This window comes from Paraburkholderia sp. GW821-FHT02A12, assembly GCF_059422005.1.
The window spans coordinates 360,821-380,413 of record NZ_JBWKWA010000001.1 but is presented as its reverse complement, the minus strand read 5'-3'; the positions used below and the strand labels follow the sequence as shown (position 1 = coordinate 380,413).

Genomic DNA, 19,593 nt, shown 5'->3' with positions numbered 1-19,593 from the left:
AGGACCTCTTTCAATGATTGCGCGGTTCCGGCCCTTGGGCCACGAAGCCGCGCGCGCTGCATTACACGCTCGGCGCGTGCTCTTTCTTCGCGGCGCGGCGCGCGGCGTAGAGACCGAAGCCCAAGGCCGCGACCGCCATGCCCCACCACTGGAACATGTAGCCGTAGTTACGCTCGACGCCGCTTGTCGGCGCTGGCCAATCGCGCACCAGTTTGTCGCCGTCGCCGCTCAATTGCTGGATCACGAACGATTGCAGCGGCAGACCGGTTTCCGCCGCGTAGGCGCCGGTATCCAGATTCTGGCGGATCAGTTGATGCGCGGCCGAACCACCCTGCCCCAACTCGAATGCGCGCGTGGCATCGGCACGCGCAATGCCTTCGATGTCGATCTCGCCTTGCGGCGTGGTGTACGGCGCGATCGTCTCGCGATTGTTCATGTTGCGCGGCAGCCAGCCGCGATTGACCAGCACATACCCGCCGCCGGCCAGTTTAAAAGGCATCACGACGTAAAAACCCGGCTGATCGTTATACGGGCGATTATCGAGGTAGACGACCTTGTCCGCGACGAAGCTGCCACGCGCTTTCACGCGATGAAATTCGATACCCTTCAGTTCAATCGGTGCGGCGCCGATCAACTGCGCGGGCGCATTTTCGAACTGTGCGATGTGCGCTTCGAGCGCTTCCTTCCGATGCGCGCGGTCGCGCTGCCAGAAACCGAGCCGCACCGTCACCGCGATCACCAGCAGAATCAACAGCGCGGGAATCAGGCGGATCTTCACCGAAAACACTCCACCACCGCTTGCGGCACCGCCTGGAACACACGACAGACGCCGGCGCGCGGTGCGATAATAACTGTCTTGCCTCTGCGCTTTCCGATCTCAGTTGGTTCCATGCACATTCTCGTTCCCATCGCCTTCGTCCTGATCATCGCCAGCATGGTGTCGGCGCTGTACTTCATGATGCATGACAAGGGCAAAACCAAACGGATGGTCTGGTCGCTCGCCACACGGGTGGGCCTGTCGATCTCGCTGTTCCTGTTCATCCTGTTCGCACACTGGATGGGCTGGATTCAGTCGACCGGTATTCCTTACGGGCGTTGAGCTCGACGCAAAAATCCCCTTCATCAAGCAAAACGCCGCCCTGACAGGGTCGAGGGCGGCGCTGCATAAGTCTTTTCGTACTGCCCGTGCGCGGCGCCCTTGGGGAGTTTTGCGCGAACGGCCCGCGTATTCCGGCAGCCGCTTCCGGCAACCGCTTCCGGCAACCGCTTCCGGCAACCGATTCCGGGAAACCGGTATGAGGCAGGCCAGACTGCGTTACAGCCAGTACACGACGACGTACAACCCGAGCCACACGACGTCAACAAAGTGCCAGTACCAAGCCGCGCCTTCGAACGCGAAGTGATGCTCCGCCGTGAAGTGGCCGCGGATCATCCGCACCAGCACCACTGCCAGCATCGTGCCGCCGAGGAACACGTGGAAACCGTGGAAGCCCGTCAGCAGGAAGAACGTCGAACCATATACACCCGACGACAGCGTCAGGTTCAGTTCGTTGTACGCGTGGAAATATTCGAAGCCTTGCAGGAACAGGAAGCTGACGCCGAGTACGAGCGTGGCGGCCAGCCAGGCGATCGCCTTCTTGCGATGATCTTCGCGCAGTGCATGGTGCGAAACCGTCAGCGTGGCGCCCGACGACAGCAGCAGCGCCGTGTTGATGGTCGGCACCGGCCACGGCTGCATCGACTTGAAGGTCGACACCAGCGCTGCCGGACCGTTGTTCGGCCACACTGCCGAGAAATCCGGCCAGATCAGCTTGTAGTCGAGGCTGCCGAGTTGATGCATCGCGATCTCACGGGCATAGAACAGTGCACCGAAGAACGCGCCGAAGAACATCACTTCGGAGAAGATGAACCAGCTCATGCTCCAGCGGTACGACTTGTCGACTTTCTTGCCGTACATGCCGCCTTCCGATTCCGCGATCGCGTCGCCGAACCAGTGCCACAACGTAAAGAGCAGCCACAGCAGACCGACGACGACGCCGATCGGCGCCAGGGTATGGTCGTTGATCCAGGCCGCAAGCGATCCGAGCATGACCAGCAATCCGACCGCGGCGTTGATCGGATGCCGCGACGGATGCGGTACGAAATAGTACGGGCTCTCGTTTTGACCGCTCATTCTTGATTCTCCACTTCAGTCCAGTTGTTCCGGAATCTCCGGCTGTATCTTCGGCGGCGCGTCGGTACCGCACCGCTTCACTCTAATTCGTGGGCTTTGCAGCGCCCGGTACTACTTGTTCGACTGCCGCCTCAACCCACTACGGCGCGCACGATCAGAATCAACACGACAATCAGCATCGCCGCACTGATCAGCGCTGCTGCAATCACATGCAGCGGGTTCAGCGCCGCGTCCGCTTCCAGATCGCGCCGCTTGCGCACGCCGAAAAACGACCAGAACACGGCTTTCATCGACTGGCCGAAACTGCTCTTGCGCGGGCCGCCTCCGTTATCGCTCATACGTCTTCTCTCCCTTCGCCTGCGGCAAACGCCATCAGGCGGGATTGGCGGTGGTTGCCGCCGTGTTGGCCGCGGGTGCCGCGGTACCGGCAGCCGCCGGCGCCGGCGTGTTCAGTTCGAAGAACGTATACGACAACGTGATCGTCTTCACATCCTTCGGCAACTTCGGATCGACCACGAACACCACCGGCATCCGCTTCGTCTGATTCGCCGTCAAAGTCTGCTGCGTAAAGCAAAAACACTCGATCTTCTTGAAGTACTCGGTGGCCTGCTTCGGCGCGTAGCTCGGAATGGCTTGCGCCTGAATCGTGCGCGCCTGTTCGTTGCTGACCTCGTACATCACCGTCGTCACTTCGCCCGGATGCACATCGAGACTGCGCTGCTCCGGCTTGAAACCCAGCGGACCGCGCGCGTTCGCATCGAATTCGATCGAAATCGTGCGGCTCATGTCGACCTGCGTGTTCTTCGCCTCGCGCGCCGTGGCATCACGCTGCACGAGGTTGTTGATGCCGGTGATCTGGCAGATCGCGCGGTACATCGGCACCAGTGCAAAACCAAACCCGAACATCATCAGCGCGACGACGAACAGCTTGATCAGCATCGAACGGTTAAAAGAGCGATCGGCCTGAGCCGGCGGTTGCGTCGACATCTCAATCCTCAACAAACCTGCAAACCAGACTGCAACGGCCGCGTCAGGCGAACCACCACTGCTTGATGATGACGCTCGCGAAAAAGACCGCGGCGATGGCGAGCATCACCCAACCTATCCGCCTGTTGCTCGCGCGAATCTGTTCCGGCGTACGTCTTTCCTGTGGATTGGGCGTCATGCTCGACTTTCTGAATACTTTCGTGACTACCGTTTTGCAGCGGCCGCCTGGCCGGCTGCCCGGTTCCGGCGGCTGCGACACCTACTCGCGCCGCCGCTGGAACCGTCACTCTCGCTGAACGCCGATTACTCGACTGTCGGCGGGTTTTCGAACGTATGGAACGGAGCCGGGCTCGGCACGGTCCATTCGAGACCCGTTGCGCCATCCCACGGCTTGTCGCCGGCCTTTTCAAGCTCGCCGCCGCCGCGGTATGCCGGCAGTGCGACTGCGAACAGGAAGTAGACCTGTGCCAAACCGAAGCCGAATGCGCCGATCGAGATGACCTGGTTCCAGTCGGTGAACTGCGCCGGATAGTCGGCGTAACGACGCGGCATGCCTGCGAGACCGACGAAGTGCATCGGCAGGAACGCAAGGTTGAAGAAGAACATCGACGCCCAGAAGTGGATCTTGCCGCGCGTTTCGTTGTACATCCAGCCGGTCCACTTCGGCGCCCAGTAGTACCACCCGGCGAACAGCGCGAACAGCGAACCCGCCACCAGCACGTAATGGAAGTGCGCCACCACGAAATAGGTACCGTGATACTGGATGTCGAGCGGCGCCATCGCGAGCATCAGGCCCGACAGACCGCCGAACGTGAAGACCAGCAGGAAGCCGACAGCGAACAGCATCGGCGTTTCGAACGACAGCGAACCGCGCCACATCGTCGCGACCCAGTTGAACACCTTCACGCCGGTCGGCACCGCGATCAGCATCGTCGCGTACATGAAGAACAGCTGGCCGGTCACCGGCATGCCGGTGGCGAACATGTGGTGCGCCCAGACCATGAACGACAGAATCGCGATCGACGAGGTTGCATACACCATCGAGCTATAGCCGAACAGCGGCTTGCGCGAGAACGCCGGGATCACCTGCGACACGATCCCGAACGCCGGCAAGATCATGATGTACACCTCGGGGTGACCGAAGAACCAGAAGATGTGCTGGTACATGACCGGGTCGCCGCCGCCTGCCGCGTTGAAGAACGACGTGCCGAAGTGGCGGTCGAACAGCACCATGGTGATCGCGCCTGCCAGAACCGGCATCACGGCGATCAGCAGGTACGCAGTGATCAGCCACGTCCAGACGAACATCGGCATCTTCATCAGCGTGAGGCCGGGTGCGCGCATGTTCAGGATCGTCACGACGATGTTGATCCCGCCCATGATCGACGACGCACCCATCAAGTGGACCGCGAAAATCGCGAAGTCCATGCCGGGGCCCATCTGCGTGGAGAGCGGCGCGTACAGCGTCCAGCCTGCGGCGGTCGCGCCGCCAGGCGAGAAGAACGAACCGACCAGAAGAACGGCAGCAACCGGCAGCAGCCAGAAGCTGAAGTTGTTCATCCGTGCGAAGGCCATGTCCGATGCGCCGATCTGCAGCGGCACCATCCAGTTCGCGAAGCCGACGAACGCCGGCATGATCGCGCCGAACACCATGATCAGGCCGTGCATGGTGGTCAACTGGTTGAAGAACTCGGGACGCATGATCTGCAGACCCGGCTCGAACAGCTCGGCACGGATCATCAGCGCCATCACGCCCCCGGAGAGGAACATGGTGAACGAGAAGATCAGGTACAGCGTACCGATGTCCTTGTGATTGGTTGCGAACAGCCAACGGCGCCAGCCATGCGGCGTTTCGTGGGCATGCTCGCCGTGCACGTGCTCGTGGCCCGCGACTACATCGTGTCCGATGCTAGACATGACAATCTCCTAAAGCGAATACTGCGGTGCTGACCATGAACACGTCAGGCAGCCGGGCTGATCTGAACACGCCGGGCTTCTTTCGCGTCGCTGCCGCCCGTGATCGTTTCCGGCTTCTTCAAATTGATGTGGTCTTCGGCAATGCCGGCTGCTTTCAACGCGTCGCGCACAGCTTCGGCGCGGCTCTTCGCGAGCTTCGCGTTGGCGTCGGCCGAACCGGTGGCGTCGGTGAAACCCGACAGCACGAACTTCGCGTCCGGATGCGCCTTCGCGTAGGCCGCGGCCGCGTCGACCGCCGCTTTCGCGTCGGCCGGCAGCGTGCTCTTGCCGGTCTCGAAGTAGACGTTTGCCGGAAGCGCTGCCTGCGACGTTGCCGCGCTCTCCGAACCGGCCGCAGCCGCTTCGGCACCCGAGGCACCCGCTGCGCCCGAAGCCGCCGCTTCCGCGCCGCTTGCCGCTGCGCCCGCTTCGGCTAGATGGTTGCCGCCTTCCGGCAGCTTGCCGTTACGGGCGTCCGCAACCTGTGTCGGCTGGAGAAGGTCGCCGGTGTGGTTGCCCCACGAGTTACGTTCGAACGTGATGACCGAGGCGATTTCGACGTCGTTCAAGGTCGGCGCCCACGAAGGCATCGCGTTCTTGCCCTTCAGCACGAGGCTCACGTGCTCGGCGAGCGAGCCGTTGGCGATCTTGCTGCCGTCGATCGCCGGGAAGGCGCCTGCGCCCTTGCCGGTCGGCTGGTGGCAGACCGCGCAGTTGGCTGCGTACACCTTGCCGCCGTGCTCCATCAACTCGGCGAGCGTATACGTCTTGTTCGGATCGTCCTGGCCGGCGGCCATTTTCTTTTTCTGCGCGTCGACCCACTTCGCGTAGTCGTCAGCGGACAGCACCTCGACCACCACCGGCATGAACGCGTGTTCCTTGCCGCACAGTTCGGTGCAGAAGCCGCGGAACGTGCCGACCTTTTCAGCCTTGAACCACGTATCGCGCACGAAGCCCGGAATCGCATCCTGCTTCACGCCGAAAGCCGGCACGTACCAGGAGTGGACCACGTCGTTCGCGGTGGTGATGATGCGGATTTTCTTGTCGACCGGGACGACGAGCGGATTGTCGACTTCCTGCAGATACGTGGTGGAAATCGGCTGGCGACCGTCGGTTTCCGCACGCGGCGTGGCCAGCGTGGACAGGAAGCTGATGCCCTCGCCCGGACCCTTCACGTAGTCGTAACCCCATTTCCACTGATAGCCCGTGACCTTGATGGTGACGTCGGCATTGGTGGTGTCCTTCATCGCGACGACGGTCTTGGTGGCGGGAAGCGCCATCAGCACGACGATAACGAACGGCACGATCGTCCAGATGATTTCGACGGTGGTGCTTTCGTGGAAGTTAGAAGCCTTGTGACCCTTCGATTTGCGGTGGGCAAAGATCGAATAGAACATCACAGCGAACACGCCGATGAAAATCACCGTGCAGAGAATCAGCATGAACGTGTGAAGGTTGTAGAGCTCCTCAGCGATTTTCGTCACAGGCGGCTGGAGATTGATCTCGTTGACGGCGGGGCCGCCCGGAACATCGCCCACTGCCAGGGCGGCACCGGCGAAAAGCAGTCCGCTCATCGCCAGCACGCCCATGAGGGCTCGCTTGATTGTTTTCATAGCTTCCTTACCCAAAATTTCCATTCAAACCCTCGACCCCGCTGGCAGGTTGCCCCGCGCTCCCCGTGAACGCCGCGCGCCTTCACGCGTTTAACAACGCGTGAGCCACATACGCAATTCGCCTGCGAACTGCGCGCGCCGATACTGCGCGAGATGTTGCCCGATCATGATCGTCTGGCCGCGCGAGACCAGTTTGATCTGGTCACGCGGCGTTGCGCCCGCCTCGATCCGCACCCAGCGCGGATTGAATTCGAACTGCGTGAGCTGCTCCGCGCTGACCTGCTCGATGACGAGCCGGTTCTGAAACAGCCGGACGCGCTCGTAATCGACAGCATGGCGCGCATATATGGCAAACGCGATGCCCACCGCCAACAATTCGATACCGGTGAACGGCAACACCAGCCAGGCGCCGACCAGAACCAGCATGAAAGCAATTGCCAGCGAGAACAACGCAAGCGACACGTAGAAACACACGAACTGCCGTGGCGATATCGAACAGTTGCGTTTCATCGTCCAGTCTTTGAGGACTGGGTCAGAATCCGCCAGCAGATCTGAAGCATCCATCGCTGCCTCCCGCGAATCGCCGCCCGCGGCCTTCCATAACCGCCGCGCCACCTCGTGTTGCAGCCCCGCGCCTCGGGCCTGCCGCCCCAAATGTGGGAACTCCGGGCGACAAACTGACGCATTATAGGCGTGATCCATAGCATCCACAAGCAAGCCTCTATCGGCTCACAAGCCAGGCGCGACAAGCCTCCGCGCCGTTTTGACGCACCCTCCGGGCGTCTTTTGAAGCGCTAATTTCAGACATAACAGATGTCCTCTTTACCGCTTCAACGATTCTTCGACGAACCTCGCCCGATGTCCTCGATCCGCACGATCCCATGACCTTCCGCCGTGGTGCGTGGCACGGCTTTCCATGCGTGCCCGTAGATCACCTCGAAGGTCAGCGCGATCGTGCCGTCGGCGCGCCGGCGGGCTTCGAGCGCCGCCAGCAAAGCCTTGCGCAGCCGGCGCGCAGCCGGATTCGACGACGCCGCGCGCTCGAACGGATACGCGCCCCAACGGCGCACGTCCGCGAGCAGCGACTCGGGCGACTTATAAGTAATGGTCAGCGCTTCCTGGTCCATCACGGGAATCTCGAAGCCGCTTTCGACCAGCATGTCGCCAAGATCATGCATGTCGACGAAGTCAATGACATGCGCGCGCGAACTCACGCCGTGCGCCGCCTCGACCTCGGCGTACGCGCCGCGCAATTCCTTCAGCGAATCGGGACCGAGCGTGCTGAACATCAGCAGGCCGTTCACTTTCAATACCCGCTGCCATTCGGGAAATACGAGATCCGGCCGCGAGTGCCAGTGCAGTGCGAGATTGGACCAGACGAATTCGAAGGCGCCGGCCGCGAACGGCAGCGCGGAGAAGTCGGCCTGCGCAAACCGCGGACCGCGCGCGCCGAGCGCCTTGCCGAGCGTTGCAGGCAGAAAGCGCCGCCAGCTCGTGTCGCCGGCGTCGTGGCGCAGCGCACGCACGAGCATCCCATGCGACAGATCGGTGCCGAACACCGGCGCCTCGGGAAAGCGCTCGCGCAACGCGGGAATGTCTTCGCCCATGCCGCAGCCCGCGTCGAGCACGCTCGACGGCGCGACCTTGATGTAGTCGAGACGCTCGCGCATGCGTTGCGCGATTTCGCGCGGCAGGAACGCGACTTCGTCGAAGGTCGCTGCACGGCGGTCGAAAATCCGCCTGAGGCGCCGGGAATCATAGGCCGGACGGCCAGATTGAGCGGGAGATGGGGACATGGGTGTCGTACTGGCGAAGAGCCCGAAGTATACTCGCTCGCTTCCGTCCCTTCAGCGTGAAAGGCCTTCGCGGGCGGTCCGATCATGTCATTTCGATCATTTTCTTCGTCTTCCATTAGCCGGTGCACGCGTTTTGTGCGCGGCTTGCATTCGGCATGGCCACACGTCGTGCACGCCGCGCTGCCGAACCTGTGCGCACTGTGCGGCAATTTGTCGCACAAGACGCTATGCGCCGGTTGCGACGAAGCGTACTGGAATGAAAGCAGATTGCGCTGCACGGCATGCGCCGTTCCGTTGCCCGGAACGCAGCGCGCGGGGCGCGCGCACTATCGCTGCGCGGATTGCATCGGCGAGCCGCCGCCGTTCGACGCGACCTTCGCGCTCGCCGACTACCGCGCGCCGCTCGACGCCCTCGCGCTCGGCCTGAAATTTCGCGCACGGCTCATGCTGGCGCGCGAATTTGCGCAACGCCTCGCACGTCTAGCCGAAGACTCGCTGGCAGATGCATCGGCATGGCCCGACGTGATCGCGCCCGTGCCGCTCGCCAACAAGCGGCTGGCCGAACGCGGCTACAACCAGGCGTGGCAAATCGCCAAACCGCTGGCCCGCGCGCTAAATGTGCGCAGCGACACAACCCTGCTGCATCGGACCGTCCACACCGCGCCGCAATCGCGGCTCGACCTCGATGCGCGCCGGCTCAATGTAGGCCGCGCGTTCCAGGTCGTGAAACCGGCGCAGGGTCTGCACGTCGGCATCGTCGACGATGTGATGACGACCGGTGCGACGCTCGAAGCGTTGGCGCGCACGCTGAAGGCCGCCGGTGCACGGCGCGTCACCAACTTCGTCGCGCTGCGCACGCCAAAAAACTAGTCTCAACCTGATCCCATCATGTTCAATGTCGTTCTCGTCGAACCGGAAATTCCGCCGAACACCGGCAACGTCATCCGCCTGTGCGCCAACACGGGCGCGCGGCTGCATCTGATCGAGCCGCTCGGCTTTCCACTCGACGACGCCAAATTGCGCCGCGCCGGCCTCGACTATCACGAGTATGCGCGGATGAACGTGCACGCCGATTGGGCAGCGTTCATCGCCAGCGAAGCGCCCGATCCGGCGCGCATGTTCGCGTTCACCACGCGGGGCTCGGGCCGCTTTCACGAGCACGCATTTCAAGCCGGCGACTGGTTCGTGTTCGGCGCCGAGACGCGCGGCCTGCCCGACGCGGTGCTCGATCAATTCGCCAACGAACAGCGGGTGCGTCTGCCGATGCGGCCGGACAACCGCAGCCTGAATCTGTCGAACACCGTCGCAATCGTGGTGTTCGAAGCGTGGCGTCAGACCGGCTTCGAAGGCGGCGTCTGACGGCGCTTCAACTCGGTTTCGAAGCGCGCGAGCATCGCGTCGTCGAAACAGGCGAACACCACGCGCTCGATGCCCGGTGTGCGCGGCAGCGTTTCCAGCACAGTGCCGAGCGCGATCTGCACGGCTTCGTTGGCGGGAAAATGGTAGATCCCGCAACTGATTGCGGGAAACGCAATGCTCTTGCAATGCGCCTGATGCGCCACTTCGAGCGAGCGCTGATAACACGAGGCGAGCAGATCCGCCTCGCCGCGCGCGCCGCCCTGCCAGACCGGGCCGACCGCGTGAATCACGTGTTTGGCCGGCAATTGATAGCCGCGGGTGATTTTCGCGTCGCCGGTCGCACAGCCGCCGAGCGTCTCGCATTCGCGCAGCAACTCCTTGCCGGCCGCGCGGTGAATCGCGCCATCCACGCCGCCCCCACCCAACAACGACGTATTCGCGGCGTTGACGATTGCATCGACGGCGAGCGTCGTGATGTCGACCACGCGCGCCTCTAACGTACAACGATTGAAAGTGAGCATGGGAACCCCGCTAGTCCGAAGCGTCGATAAAACGTGGACAGCGATGGCGGGCAGCCGTTCAGCGCGTTTTCGCGCCAAACGGCTGAAAGACGGGACTTATTCGGCTTTCGAATCGCGCCGCAGCAGGGCGCTGACGGCGTCACGCGGGGCCACGCCGTCGAATAGCACGGCACAGACCGCTTGCGTGATCGGCATCTCGATCGCATGCGCGCGCGCGATCGCCAGGACGGCTTGTGCACAACGCACACCTTCGGCCACGTGACCGAGGCCGCCGAGAATATCGTCGAGCGTGCGGCCGGCGGCGAGCTGCATGCCGACCGTGCGATTGCGCGACAGATCGCCCGTCGCGGTCAGAATCAGATCGCCCAGCCCGGTCAAACCTGTGAACGTTTCCGCGCGACCGCCGAGCGTCACGCCGAGACGCGACATTTCAGCGAGGCCGCGCGTGATCAGCGCAGCGCGCGCATTCAGACCGAGGCCGAGGCCGTCGGCAATGCCCGTCGCGATCGCCAGCACGTTCTTCACCGCGCCGCCGACTTCCACGCCGACGACGTCGTCGCCGGTATAGATGCGCATGGCGCCATGATGGAACGCGGCGACCGTGCGCTCGCGGCAAGCCGCCGACGCACTCGCGATGGTCAACGCCACCGGCAGCCCCTGCCCGACTTCGCGCGCGAAGCTCGGACCGGACAGCACGCCGTTGCTGACGTGCCCCGGCAGTTCGGCGGCGACCACCTGATGCGGCAACAGCTGCGAGTCGGCTTCGAAACCTTTGCACAGCCATACCACATGCGCCGGCACTTTGCCCGCGTCGTGCATCGCCCGAAACAGACCGCGCAGGCCGGCCACTGGCGTTGCCACAACACACAGGGCGTCGTCGGCAAGCGCGTGGTCGAGCGCCGCGCTCAAGTCCGCTTCATAGCGAAGCGCCGCAGGCAAAGCAACGCCCGCCAGATAGCGGGCGTTTTCGTGCGAAGCGGAGAGATCGGCCACGAGCGCGGGTTCCCGTGCCCACAACACCGTGTCGTGCCGTACGGCCAGATGGCCGGCGAGGGCTGTGCCCCATGCGCCGGCGCCGAGGACAGCAACCTTCATAGCCGGCTCTGCGTGCGACGCGTTAATGCGTGACGCCGTTTTGCGCCGCGCCCGCGCCGTCCTGGCTGCCCATCTGCGCGAGACGTTGCTCGTACAGGGCCTGGAAGTTGATTTCGGCGAGGTGGATCGGCGGGAAACCGGCGCGGGTGATCGCGTCGGCGATGTTCGAGCGCAGGTACGGGAACAGGATCGTCGGGCAAGCAATGCCGACCAGCGGATCGATCTGCTCAGCCGGGATGTTGCGAATGTCGAAAATGCCGGCTTGCTTGGCTTCGATCAGGAACGCGACCTTGTCCGACACCTTGGCCGTCACGGTGCCCGTGACGAGGATTTCGAACACGGTGTCGGCGAGGCGCTCGGCCTTCACGTCGACTTCGACTTCGACCGACGGCATTTCCTGCTCGAGGAAGATAGCCGGCGAATTCGGCTGCTCGAGCGACATGTCCTTCAGGTAGATGCGCTGGATATTGAAGAACGGCTGGTTATTCTCGTCGGACATGATTGGATGATTCCCTGATTTATACACATGGCGGCGGCCCATTCAGCCACGGGCCGCCAGATCGTTGCGGCGCATCGCCGCCCTTGGCGGGACGCCGATGCGCCGGCTTGGTTTCGTTCCACCCGGCTCACGCGCCAGCTGGCGCGCAAACTCAGGCGGCTTCAGGCAGCAGCTTCGAGCAGCGGCATCAAACCGCCCGCGCGATCGAGCGCGGACAGATCATCGTACCCGCCGACGTGCGTCTCGCCGATGTACACCTGCGGCACCGTACGACGGCCGGTCCGCGTCATCATTTCCTCGCGACGGGCCGGGTCCTTGTCGATCAGTACCTTTTCGACCTGCTCGACGCCGCGCGACTTTAAAAGACGTTCGGCCATCTGGCAATACGGACACACCTGGGTGCTGTACATGATCACTTTGTTCACTTCGCTGCTCCTTGTTTCACAACCGGCATGCCGGCTTTCTGCCAGGCGTCGACACCGCCTTCGAGAACGTGGACTTCGGCGTATCCAGCATCTTGCACGATACGCGCCGCCTTGTTCGACTGCTGGCCGGTCTGGCACACCAGCAGCACCGGGTTGTTCTTGTTCTTCACGAGTTGCGCGACTTTTGCCTGCAGCTCAGCAAATTCAAGGTGCCGTGCCGCGGGCAGATGGCCCTTGGCAAAATCAGCCGACGGACGCAGATCGATGACCGCCGCATTGCGACGGTTGATCAGTTGGGTGGCTTCAGCGGCCGACAGGCCGCCACGGCCGCGCCGGCTGATCGTCGGCCACAGCAGCAACCCACCGGAGATGAGGACGATCGCGATCAGTACAAGGTTTGTGTAATCAGTGAAAAACTTCACGGAAAATCCGCCGAAAAAGAGAGAAATCGAAAAGGGCAATCCGCCCATTATAAAATAACCGTTTGACGCGATGGCGGCGCTCCTCAAGACGGGCCTCGCAGCGCTTTACCGCTTCCTTACTACCGACCGGCAATCTCATGTACAAACTCGTTCTCATCCGCCACGGCGAATCGACGTGGAACAAGGAAAACCGCTTCACGGGCTGGGTCGACGTCGACCTGACCGGGCAGGGCAACCGTGAAGCGCAGCAAGCGGGCGTGCTGCTGAAGGAATCCGGCTACACGTTCGATATTGCCTACACGTCGGTGCTCAAGCGCGCGATCCGCACCTTGTGGCACGTGCAGGACCAGATGGACCAGATGTACATCCCCGTTGTGCATTCGTGGCGTCTGAACGAGCGCCACTACGGCGCGCTGTCGGGTCTGAACAAAGCGGAAACCGCCGCCAGATTCGGCGACGAACAGGTGCTGGTCTGGCGCCGCAGCTACGACACGCCGCCGCCCGCGCTGGATCCGTCGGACGAACGCGCTCCGTACACCGATCCGCGCTACGCCAAGGTGCCGCGCGAACAGCTGCCGCTCACCGAGTGCCTGAAAGACACTGTCGCGCGCGTTCTGCCTTTGTGGAACGAGTCGATCGCGCCGGCCATCAAGTCGGGCCGCAAGGTGGTGATCGCCGCGCACGGCAACTCCATCCGCGCGCTGGTGAAGTATCTCGACAATATTTCGGACGACGACATCGTCGGCCTGAACATTCCGAACGGCGTGCCGCTCGTCTATGAACTCGACGACAACCTGAAACCGATCAAGCACTACTATCTGGGCGACCAGGATGCGATCGCGAAGGCGCAAGCCGCGGTCGCAAGCCAGGGCAAGGCGGGCTGATTCCGCCAGGTCGCCGCGACCGCTGCGTGAGATGCGCAGCGGGGCGCGGCAAACCGCGACAAATGGCGACAAGCAGCGGCAAACGGCAGCAAGCGGTGGCAAGCGGCAGCCAACGGGCCGAGCCGGCCGGCAAGACATACCGGCACGCGCGGCACGCGTCATCTCAAGCGTGCATGGCTGGCCGCCATTTGCCCGTTACCGCACATTACTTCAGCGTCGCGGCTCCGATCTCCCGAACCAGACCCGGCCGGCGCTGTCGAATCACGATTGCCTGCGTCGCGCCCTGACTTGGCGGGTGTGCAGTTATACTTGTCCGTCCCCATCTCTATCGACGCTGCCACGCGCTTCCGACCGCAACAGACTCTATGCGAAAGAACCTGAAAAATATCGGCCTGATCGCCGCGGGCCTTGCTACCGGCGCATTTGCCACTCTGCAACTTTCCGCCTCGGCCCAGCAACCCGCCAGCGCCACGGCCGCGCCGCTGCCGCTGGACCAGCTCCGGCTCTTCGCCGAAGTCTTCGGGCAAATCAAGCATGAGTACGTCGAACCGGTCGACGATAAAAAGCTGCTCACCGCCGCGATCAAAGGCATGGTGTCGAGCCTCGATCCGCACTCTTCGTACCTCGACAAGACCGATTACGAAGAACTGCAGGAGCAAACCAAGGGCCGCTTCGCGGGCTTGGGGATCGAAATTTCGTCCGAAGACGGCCTGATCAAGGTGATCTCGCCGATCGAAGACACCCCGGCGTTCCGCGCCGGCATCCGTCCGGGCGACCTGATCACCCGCATCAACGACAAACCCGTGCGCGGCATGACGCTCGACCAGGCGGTCAAGCAGATGCGCGGCGAACCGGGCACCAAGGTCACGCTCACCCTCTTCCGCAAGACCGACGACCGCACGTTCCCGCTCACGGTCACGCGCGCGATCATCAAGGTCCAGTCGGTCAAGATGAAGATTCTCGCGCCGGGCTACGCGTACGTGCGCATCACCAGCTTCCAGGAGCGCACCACGCCTGATCTGGCCGCGAAACTGCAAGACATTGCGCGTCAACAGCCGAACCTGAAGGGCCTCGTGCTCGACCTGCGCAATAACGGCGGCGGTCTGCTGCAAAGCGCGGTCGGCGTCGCGGGCGCGTTCCTGCCGCCTAACTCGGTGGTGGTATCGACCAACGGTCAGATCCCGGATTCGAAGCAGGTTTATCGCGATACGTACGACAACTACCGTCTGCAATCTTTCGACGGCGATCCGTTGAAGGATGAAGCGCCGATCTTCAAGACCGTGCCGATGATCGTGCTGACCAATGCGTACTCGGCGTCGGCTTCGGAAATCGTCGCGGGCGCGCTGCAGGATCAGCATCGTGCGCTGATCGTCGGCAAGACCACGTTCGGCAAGGGCTCGGTGCAAACCGTCCGGCCCATGACGGCAGAGACCGCGCTGCGTCTGACCACGGCGTACTACTACACGCCGAGCGGCCGTTCGATCCAGAACAAGGGCATCCGTCCTGACATCGCGGTGGATCAATACGGGGAAGGCGATCCGGACGACGCACTGGTCACCCGCGAAGTCGACTACTCGAATCACCTTGCGAATACGCAGGACCCGAACGAGAAGAAGGAAGCGGAACAGCGCGAACAGGAGCGCATGGACCAGTTGCGTCAGCTTGAGGAGCAGAACGACAAGAAGACGCCGGAACAGCGCCAGAAGGATCGTGAGCGCAAGCCGGTGGAATTCGGTTCGACCGACGATTTCATGCTGCAACAGGCGTTGAACAAGCTGGCAGGCAAGCCGGTGCAGGAATCGAAGTCGTTGACCGAGCGGCGTCTGGCGCAGAACAAGCCGGCTACGTCGGCCTCCGCGCCGGTCGCGGTAAAGCCGACGCAACCGGTGCCCGGAGCGTCGGCGCCGGCTGGCGCTGCGGTGCCTGCCCCGGCCAAGTAAGCATCCGTCTCACGTGTCTTCGCAGCGCTGAATGCTGCGAAGACACGCTCCCCGCGCGATTAGAATAACCATCACGACAACGCGCGCCGCAGGCCATCGGTCTCGCACCCCGTCGCGCGATCCACTTCACGCGCCCGCCATGAACGACGATCAACTCCTCCGCTATTCCCGCCATATCCTCGTCGACGAAATCGGCATCGAGGCGCAGCAGCGTTTTCTCGATGCGCACGCGATCGTTGTCGGCGCGGGCGGGCTGGGTTCGCCGGCGGCGATGTATCTGGCGGCCGCGGGCGTCGGCCGTCTGACGCTGGTCGATGCCGATACAGTCGATCTGACCAATCTGCAGCGGCAGATTCTTCATGTGACCGCCTCGGTCGGACGCAAGAAGGTCGAGTCCGGGCGCGACGCAATCGCACGGCTCAACCCTGAGGTGGCAGTGAACGCGGTGGCCGAACGCGTAGACGATGCGTGGCTCGACCGGGAAGTACCGCACGCCGCTGTCGTGCTCGATTGCACCGACAACTTCGCGACGCGCCACGCGATCAACCGCGCTTGCGTGAAGCACGGCGTGCCGCTGGTGTCCGGCGCGGCATTGCGCTTTGACGGCCAGATCAGCACCTTCGATTTCCGCGAGAAATCGTCGCCCTGCTACGCGTGCGTGTTTCCCGAAGACCAACCGTTCGAGGAGGTCGCGTGCTCGACGATGGGCGTGTTCGCGCCGACGGTCGGCATCATCGGTTCGATGCAGGCCGCCGAGGCGCTACGGGTGATCGGGGGAATCGGCACGCCGCTGGTGGGTCGCCTGATGATGCTCGATTCGCTGCGGATGGAATGGAACACGATGCGCATCGCGCGCCAGCCGGACTGCCCGGTATGTGGCGAGAAGCATTCGGGCTGAATGAAATTGACAGAGGCTGACGGAAGCGCCGCGACCGCGCGGCGCTTCCTTCGCGACGCCTCTTAAGCCAGCGCCACGCGCTTGAGCGCTGCCTGTACTTCTTCCGGTTCGAACGATGCCAGCACGTCGGCCACCGGCTTCTCCAGCGTCTTCAGATGCGAGCGCAGAATTTCCTGCTTGACCACCAGCAACTGGCTCGGGTGCATTGAAAACTCGGTGAGGCCCATGCCGAGCAGGAGACGCGTCAACGCCGGATCGCCCGCCATTTCGCCGCACACCGACACCGGCACGCCTGCCCGCTTCGCTTCGCGCAGCGTGAACGCGATCAGATGCAGCACCGCCGGATGCAGCGGGTCGTACAAATGCGCGACCGAATTATCCGCGCGGTCGATCGCCAGCGTGTACTGGATCAGATCGTTCGTGCCGATCGACAGGAAATCGAGCCGCTTCAAAAACAGCGGCAGCGCGATCGCGGCGGCCGGAATCTCGATCATCGCGCCGACCTGCACGTTCGGATCGTAGGCGATGCCTGCGTCGTCCAACTGACGCTTGGCTTCGCGAATCAGATCGAGCGTCTGGTCGATCTCCTGCGCGTGGGCGAGCATCGGAATCAGAATCTTCACCTTGCCGAACGCCGACGCGCGCAGAATCGCCCGCAGCTGCGTCAGGAACATCTGCGGCTCCGACAGGCTCCAGCGGATCGCCCGCAGGCCCAAGGCGGGGTTGGCGGCGGTTTCGTAACCATCCCCCCCACCCATCGAATCGAGCGGCTTGTCGGCGCCGACGTCGATCGTGCGAATCGTCACCGGCAGGCCGTTCATCAGCTCGACAGCGTGCCGGTACGCGCCAAACTGCTCTTCCTCTTCGGGCATCCGGTCCTTGTGATTCATGAACAGGAACTCGGTGCGAAACAGGCCGACGCCGGTCGCGCCGGCGTCGACCGCCGCGCGTGCGTCGTCCGGCAACTCGATGTTCGCGCACAGCTCGATGCGTGTGCCGCACAGCGTTTGCGTCGGCGAAAATTTCAAGCGCTGGAGCTTGCGCTGCTCGAGCGCTTTTTCGCTTTGACGGTACGAATATTCTTCGAGAACGATCGGGGCGGGATCGACGATCACGATGCCGTGATCGCCGTCGACAATGATCAGGTCGTCCTGGCGAATCAGCGCGCTTGCGTGCTGCACGCCGACCGCAGCCGGAATGCCGAGGCTGCGCGCGACGATCGCCGTATGCGAAGTGCGGCCGCCGAGATCCGTGACGAAGCCCTGAAACGTTTGCGTCTTGAACTGCAACATGTCGGCCGGCGCGATGTCATGCGCGACCACGATCATCTCGTCGCAGGCGCCGTGTACGCCGTCCACCAGCGCCACCGACGCACCGGCGAGCGCCTTCAGCACGCGCTCGACCACCTGCTCGATGTCGGCTTTGCGCTCGCGCAGGTATTCGTCTTCGATATCGTCGAAATGGCGCGACAGGCGCTCGAGTTGCTCGGTCAGCGCCCACTCGACGTTGTAGCGGCGTGTACGGATCAGATCGATGGTTTCCTGCACGAGCATCGCATCGTTCAGGATCATTGAATGAACGTTGATGAACGCGCCCATTTCGCTGGGCGCGTCTGCCGCGAGATCGGCGCGCAGCGCGTCGAGTTCGTGATGCACGAGTTGCTGGGCCGAGCGGAAGCGCTCGACCTCCCCTTCGATCTGGGCGGGTTCGATCAGATAGTGGTCTACGTCAAGTGCAGCCGGGGCGATCAGATAAGCCCGCCCGATGGCGATACCGCGTGACACGGGAATTCCATGCAGCGTGAATGACACGCGCGCCTCCTCTAGTTGTGTGATGCCGCGGTAAACCGCTGCAGTGCTCTCAGACTCTCTTGGCCATTATAAATTCCGTGCCCGTTCCAGGTACGACCACACTATGTGCAGCGCAACACGAATTGCCATTAGCGATGCTCGCCCACGGCGCCAACTCATCTGCAAATACCGCCATTGTCACGCGCTAAAAAAAACGCCGCGGACTGCCGCGGCGTTTTGCTCAAAGCAACGTGAACACGCGAACTCATTGACCCTCGCCGAATTTATCGGCAATCAGTTTCAACAATGCGTCCATCGCTTCTTTTTCGTCGGCGCCTTCCGTTTCGATCAGAACAGAGCTGCCGATGCCTGCTGCCAGCATCATCACGCCCATGATGCTCTTGGCGTTGATGCGGCGGCCGTTGCGGCTCATCCAGATTTCCGCCTGATAGTTGCCCGCGAGTTGCGTCAACTTGGCCGACGCGCGCGCGTGCAGCCCCAGCTTGTTCACGATAGTCGTTTCCTGTTGCTGCATGTGATGGTCCGAAGCGCGGGTAAGTGTTGTTGTGAAGGGTGAAACTGCAAATTGTCCGAAGCCGTCGATCCGCTTACAACCCGGTCGAGCCGGCCTTCTGGGTCAGATCGGCCTCAGGCGGCAAGGCCGGCAAACAGTCGCTGGCACAGGCTGTCGGCGCAACCGGCTCCGACGTGGCGGGTCCGATTGCCTGCACGCCTTTGGTGGCGCCGGCGAGCGCCTTGTCGACCAGCGTGTCGAGCGGCGTGGCGCGGTAACAGACCGCGCGCACCAGCATCGGTAAATTGACGCCGCACAGCACGCGCACATTCGGCACTGAAGCGAGGCGCCCGGCGATATTCGCCGGCGTCGCACCGAACATATCGGTGAGCACGAGCGCACCGTTTTCTTCTTTGAGCCGCTCGATTTCAGCGTGCGCGAACGCGACCATCTGGGCGGGATCGCAATCCGGCGATACGTCGATCACGCCGATGCGAGCCGGCAAGCCACCATAGATATGCGAAATGCAATCGCGCAACGCGGTGGCGAACGGAGCGTGCGCAATGATCAGAATGCCTGCCATGTCAGCCTTGCTGCAAAAAAACGGCCCCGAACCGTGGACCGGGACACACTGCCCGGTTCGCAAGCGCCCTCGACCGGCCGTGGGTCGTGAGGGCCGGAACGCACCATTTGACGAGCGGCCCGCAGCACCTGAAGCACC

23 protein-coding genes are annotated in these 19,593 nt (G+C 62.9%); 6 read left to right on the top strand and 17 right to left on the bottom strand.

Annotation, left to right across the window (positions count from 1 at the left end):
* Positions 1-61: 61 nt before the first annotated feature.
* Positions 62-778: an SURF1 family protein gene (locus AC07WT_RS01770; protein ID WP_494945834.1), complete on the bottom strand. Its 717-nt coding sequence runs from the start codon at positions 776-778 to the stop codon at positions 62-64.
* A gap of 111 nt (positions 779-889) precedes the next feature.
* On the opposite strand from AC07WT_RS01770, the gene AC07WT_RS01765 reads away from it, so the two are divergent.
* Positions 890-1,099 carry a twin transmembrane helix small protein gene (locus AC07WT_RS01765; RefSeq protein WP_007179452.1) on the top strand — a complete coding sequence of 70 codons (210 nt, stop codon included), beginning with the start codon at positions 890-892 and terminating at the stop codon, positions 1,097-1,099.
* A 216-nt stretch (positions 1,100-1,315) separates the two neighbouring features.
* On the opposite strand, the gene AC07WT_RS01760 is transcribed toward AC07WT_RS01765, so the two are convergent.
* From AC07WT_RS01760 to AC07WT_RS01725, 8 genes are all read right to left on the bottom strand, one after another.
* Entirely contained in the window at positions 1,316-2,173 is an 858-nt protein-coding gene (locus tag AC07WT_RS01760; protein ID WP_492591903.1) for a cytochrome c oxidase subunit 3, read from the bottom strand.
* A gap of 131 nt (positions 2,174-2,304) precedes the next feature.
* Positions 2,305-2,511, bottom strand: coding sequence for a DUF2970 domain-containing protein (locus AC07WT_RS01755; protein WP_494945833.1), 207 nt, complete (start codon positions 2,509-2,511; stop codon positions 2,305-2,307).
* 34 nt (positions 2,512-2,545) lie between these two features.
* Entirely contained in the window at positions 2,546-3,160 is a 615-nt protein-coding gene (locus AC07WT_RS01750; RefSeq protein ID WP_494945832.1) for a cytochrome c oxidase assembly protein, read from the bottom strand.
* A 43-nt stretch (positions 3,161-3,203) separates the two neighbouring features.
* Positions 3,204-3,338 (bottom strand): cytochrome oxidase small assembly protein, encoded by a 135-nt coding sequence (locus tag AC07WT_RS01745; protein ID WP_492591900.1) that lies wholly within the window; start codon positions 3,336-3,338, stop codon positions 3,204-3,206.
* A gap of 125 nt (positions 3,339-3,463) precedes the next feature.
* The gene (gene ctaD, locus AC07WT_RS01740; RefSeq protein ID WP_494945831.1) at positions 3,464-5,077 is read right to left on the bottom strand and encodes a cytochrome c oxidase subunit I; all 1,614 of its coding nucleotides are present in this window, start codon (positions 5,075-5,077) and stop codon (positions 3,464-3,466) included.
* 44 nt (positions 5,078-5,121) lie between these two features.
* Positions 5,122-6,753, bottom strand: a complete 1,632-nt coding sequence (coxB, locus tag AC07WT_RS01735) for a cytochrome c oxidase subunit II (RefSeq protein ID WP_494945830.1) — start codon at positions 6,751-6,753, stop codon at positions 5,122-5,124.
* 66 nt (positions 6,754-6,819) lie between these two features.
* Complete coding sequence (locus AC07WT_RS01730) at positions 6,820-7,293, bottom strand: DUF2244 domain-containing protein (protein ID WP_492591897.1); 474 nt, start codon at positions 7,291-7,293, stop codon at positions 6,820-6,822.
* Positions 7,294-7,559: 266 nt separating this feature from the next.
* Positions 7,560-8,525 carry a methyltransferase domain-containing protein gene (locus tag AC07WT_RS01725; RefSeq protein ID WP_494945829.1) on the bottom strand — a complete coding sequence of 322 codons (966 nt, stop codon included), beginning with the start codon at positions 8,523-8,525 and terminating at the stop codon, positions 7,560-7,562.
* Between the two features lie 84 nt (positions 8,526-8,609).
* On the opposite strand from AC07WT_RS01725, the gene AC07WT_RS01720 reads away from it, so the two are divergent.
* Positions 8,610-9,395: a phosphoribosyltransferase family protein gene (locus AC07WT_RS01720; protein WP_494945828.1), complete on the top strand. Its 786-nt coding sequence runs from the start codon at positions 8,610-8,612 to the stop codon at positions 9,393-9,395.
* An 18-nt stretch (positions 9,396-9,413) separates the two neighbouring features.
* Positions 9,414-9,884, top strand: coding sequence for a tRNA (uridine(34)/cytosine(34)/5-carboxymethylaminomethyluridine(34)-2'-O)-methyltransferase TrmL (gene trmL / locus AC07WT_RS01715; protein ID WP_115099525.1), 471 nt, complete (start codon positions 9,414-9,416; stop codon positions 9,882-9,884).
* Here the strand turns inward: trmL and AC07WT_RS01710 are convergent.
* From AC07WT_RS01710 to AC07WT_RS01690, 5 genes are all read right to left on the bottom strand, one after another.
* Positions 9,857-10,405 carry an O-acetyl-ADP-ribose deacetylase gene (locus AC07WT_RS01710; RefSeq protein ID WP_494945827.1) on the bottom strand — a complete coding sequence of 183 codons (549 nt, stop codon included), beginning with the start codon at positions 10,403-10,405 and terminating at the stop codon, positions 9,857-9,859. The two genes, trmL and AC07WT_RS01710, sit on opposite strands and share 28 nt — an antisense overlap.
* Positions 10,406-10,501: 96 nt before the next feature.
* Positions 10,502-11,500 carry an NAD(P)H-dependent glycerol-3-phosphate dehydrogenase gene (locus AC07WT_RS01705; protein ID WP_494945826.1) on the bottom strand — a complete coding sequence of 333 codons (999 nt, stop codon included), beginning with the start codon at positions 11,498-11,500 and terminating at the stop codon, positions 10,502-10,504.
* Positions 11,501-11,522: 22 nt separating this feature from the next.
* Complete coding sequence (gene secB / locus AC07WT_RS01700) at positions 11,523-11,999, bottom strand: protein-export chaperone SecB (protein WP_492591892.1); 477 nt, start codon at positions 11,997-11,999, stop codon at positions 11,523-11,525.
* 161 nt (positions 12,000-12,160) lie between these two features.
* Positions 12,161-12,424 (bottom strand): glutaredoxin 3, encoded by a 264-nt coding sequence (gene grxC, locus AC07WT_RS01695; protein WP_492591891.1) that lies wholly within the window; start codon positions 12,422-12,424, stop codon positions 12,161-12,163.
* Positions 12,421-12,846, bottom strand: a complete 426-nt coding sequence (locus AC07WT_RS01690) for a rhodanese-like domain-containing protein (protein WP_169485379.1) — start codon at positions 12,844-12,846, stop codon at positions 12,421-12,423. Before AC07WT_RS01690 ends, grxC begins: the two co-directional genes overlap by 4 nt.
* Before the next feature lie 137 nt (positions 12,847-12,983).
* On the opposite strand from AC07WT_RS01690, the gene gpmA reads away from it, so the two are divergent.
* From gpmA to AC07WT_RS01675, 3 genes are all read left to right on the top strand, one after another.
* Positions 12,984-13,730: a 2,3-diphosphoglycerate-dependent phosphoglycerate mutase gene (gene gpmA, locus AC07WT_RS01685; protein WP_492591890.1), complete on the top strand. Its 747-nt coding sequence runs from the start codon at positions 12,984-12,986 to the stop codon at positions 13,728-13,730.
* A gap of 365 nt (positions 13,731-14,095) precedes the next feature.
* Positions 14,096-15,670 carry a S41 family peptidase gene (locus AC07WT_RS01680; protein WP_494945825.1) on the top strand — a complete coding sequence of 525 codons (1,575 nt, stop codon included), beginning with the start codon at positions 14,096-14,098 and terminating at the stop codon, positions 15,668-15,670.
* Positions 15,671-15,809: 139 nt separating this feature from the next.
* The gene (locus AC07WT_RS01675) at positions 15,810-16,568 is read left to right on the top strand and encodes a HesA/MoeB/ThiF family protein (protein WP_494945824.1); all 759 of its coding nucleotides are present in this window, start codon (positions 15,810-15,812) and stop codon (positions 16,566-16,568) included.
* A gap of 62 nt (positions 16,569-16,630) precedes the next feature.
* On the opposite strand, the gene ptsP is transcribed toward AC07WT_RS01675, so the two are convergent.
* The 3 genes from ptsP to AC07WT_RS01660 all read right to left on the bottom strand — a co-directional run bounded on the left by ptsP (position 16,631) and on the right by AC07WT_RS01660 (position 19,455).
* Positions 16,631-18,379 (bottom strand): phosphoenolpyruvate--protein phosphotransferase, encoded by a 1,749-nt coding sequence (gene ptsP / locus AC07WT_RS01670; RefSeq protein ID WP_494945823.1) that lies wholly within the window; start codon positions 18,377-18,379, stop codon positions 16,631-16,633.
* Between the two features lie 244 nt (positions 18,380-18,623).
* The gene (locus AC07WT_RS01665) at positions 18,624-18,893 is read right to left on the bottom strand and encodes an HPr family phosphocarrier protein (RefSeq protein ID WP_492591886.1); all 270 of its coding nucleotides are present in this window, start codon (positions 18,891-18,893) and stop codon (positions 18,624-18,626) included.
* A gap of 73 nt (positions 18,894-18,966) precedes the next feature.
* Positions 18,967-19,455, bottom strand: coding sequence for a PTS sugar transporter subunit IIA (locus AC07WT_RS01660; protein WP_492591885.1), 489 nt, complete (start codon positions 19,453-19,455; stop codon positions 18,967-18,969).
* Positions 19,456-19,593 lie beyond the last annotated feature (138 nt).

Coding starts and splice junctions, on each gene's coding strand:
- AC07WT_RS01765 (WP_007179452.1), top strand. CDS start 890: ATGCACATTCTCGTTCCCATCGCCTTCGTCCTGATCATCGCCAGCATG.
- AC07WT_RS01760 (WP_492591903.1), bottom strand. CDS start 2,173: ATGAGCGGTCAAAACGAGAGCCCGTACTATTTCGTACCGCATCCGTCG.
- AC07WT_RS01755 (WP_494945833.1), bottom strand. CDS start 2,511: ATGAGCGATAACGGAGGCGGCCCGCGCAAGAGCAGTTTCGGCCAGTCG.
- AC07WT_RS01750 (WP_494945832.1), bottom strand. CDS start 3,160: ATGTCGACGCAACCGCCGGCTCAGGCCGATCGCTCTTTTAACCGTTCG.
- AC07WT_RS01745 (WP_492591900.1), bottom strand. CDS start 3,338: ATGACGCCCAATCCACAGGAAAGACGTACGCCGGAACAGATTCGCGCG.
- ctaD (WP_494945831.1), bottom strand. CDS start 5,077: ATGTCTAGCATCGGACACGATGTAGTCGCGGGCCACGAGCACGTGCAC.
- coxB (WP_494945830.1), bottom strand. CDS start 6,753: ATGGAAATTTTGGGTAAGGAAGCTATGAAAACAATCAAGCGAGCCCTC.
- AC07WT_RS01730 (WP_492591897.1), bottom strand. CDS start 7,293: ATGGATGCTTCAGATCTGCTGGCGGATTCTGACCCAGTCCTCAAAGAC.
- AC07WT_RS01725 (WP_494945829.1), bottom strand. CDS start 8,525: ATGTCCCCATCTCCCGCTCAATCTGGCCGTCCGGCCTATGATTCCCGG.
- AC07WT_RS01720 (WP_494945828.1), top strand. CDS start 8,610: ATGTCATTTCGATCATTTTCTTCGTCTTCCATTAGCCGGTGCACGCGT.
- trmL (WP_115099525.1), top strand. CDS start 9,414: ATGTTCAATGTCGTTCTCGTCGAACCGGAAATTCCGCCGAACACCGGC.
- AC07WT_RS01710 (WP_494945827.1), bottom strand. CDS start 10,405: ATGCTCACTTTCAATCGTTGTACGTTAGAGGCGCGCGTGGTCGACATC.
- AC07WT_RS01705 (WP_494945826.1), bottom strand. CDS start 11,500: ATGAAGGTTGCTGTCCTCGGCGCCGGCGCATGGGGCACAGCCCTCGCC.
- secB (WP_492591892.1), bottom strand. CDS start 11,999: ATGTCCGACGAGAATAACCAGCCGTTCTTCAATATCCAGCGCATCTAC.
- gpmA (WP_492591890.1), top strand. CDS start 12,984: ATGTACAAACTCGTTCTCATCCGCCACGGCGAATCGACGTGGAACAAG.
- AC07WT_RS01680 (WP_494945825.1), top strand. CDS start 14,096: ATGCGAAAGAACCTGAAAAATATCGGCCTGATCGCCGCGGGCCTTGCT.
- AC07WT_RS01675 (WP_494945824.1), top strand. CDS start 15,810: ATGAACGACGATCAACTCCTCCGCTATTCCCGCCATATCCTCGTCGAC.
- AC07WT_RS01665 (WP_492591886.1), bottom strand. CDS start 18,893: ATGCAGCAACAGGAAACGACTATCGTGAACAAGCTGGGGCTGCACGCG.
- AC07WT_RS01660 (WP_492591885.1), bottom strand. CDS start 19,455: ATGGCAGGCATTCTGATCATTGCGCACGCTCCGTTCGCCACCGCGTTG.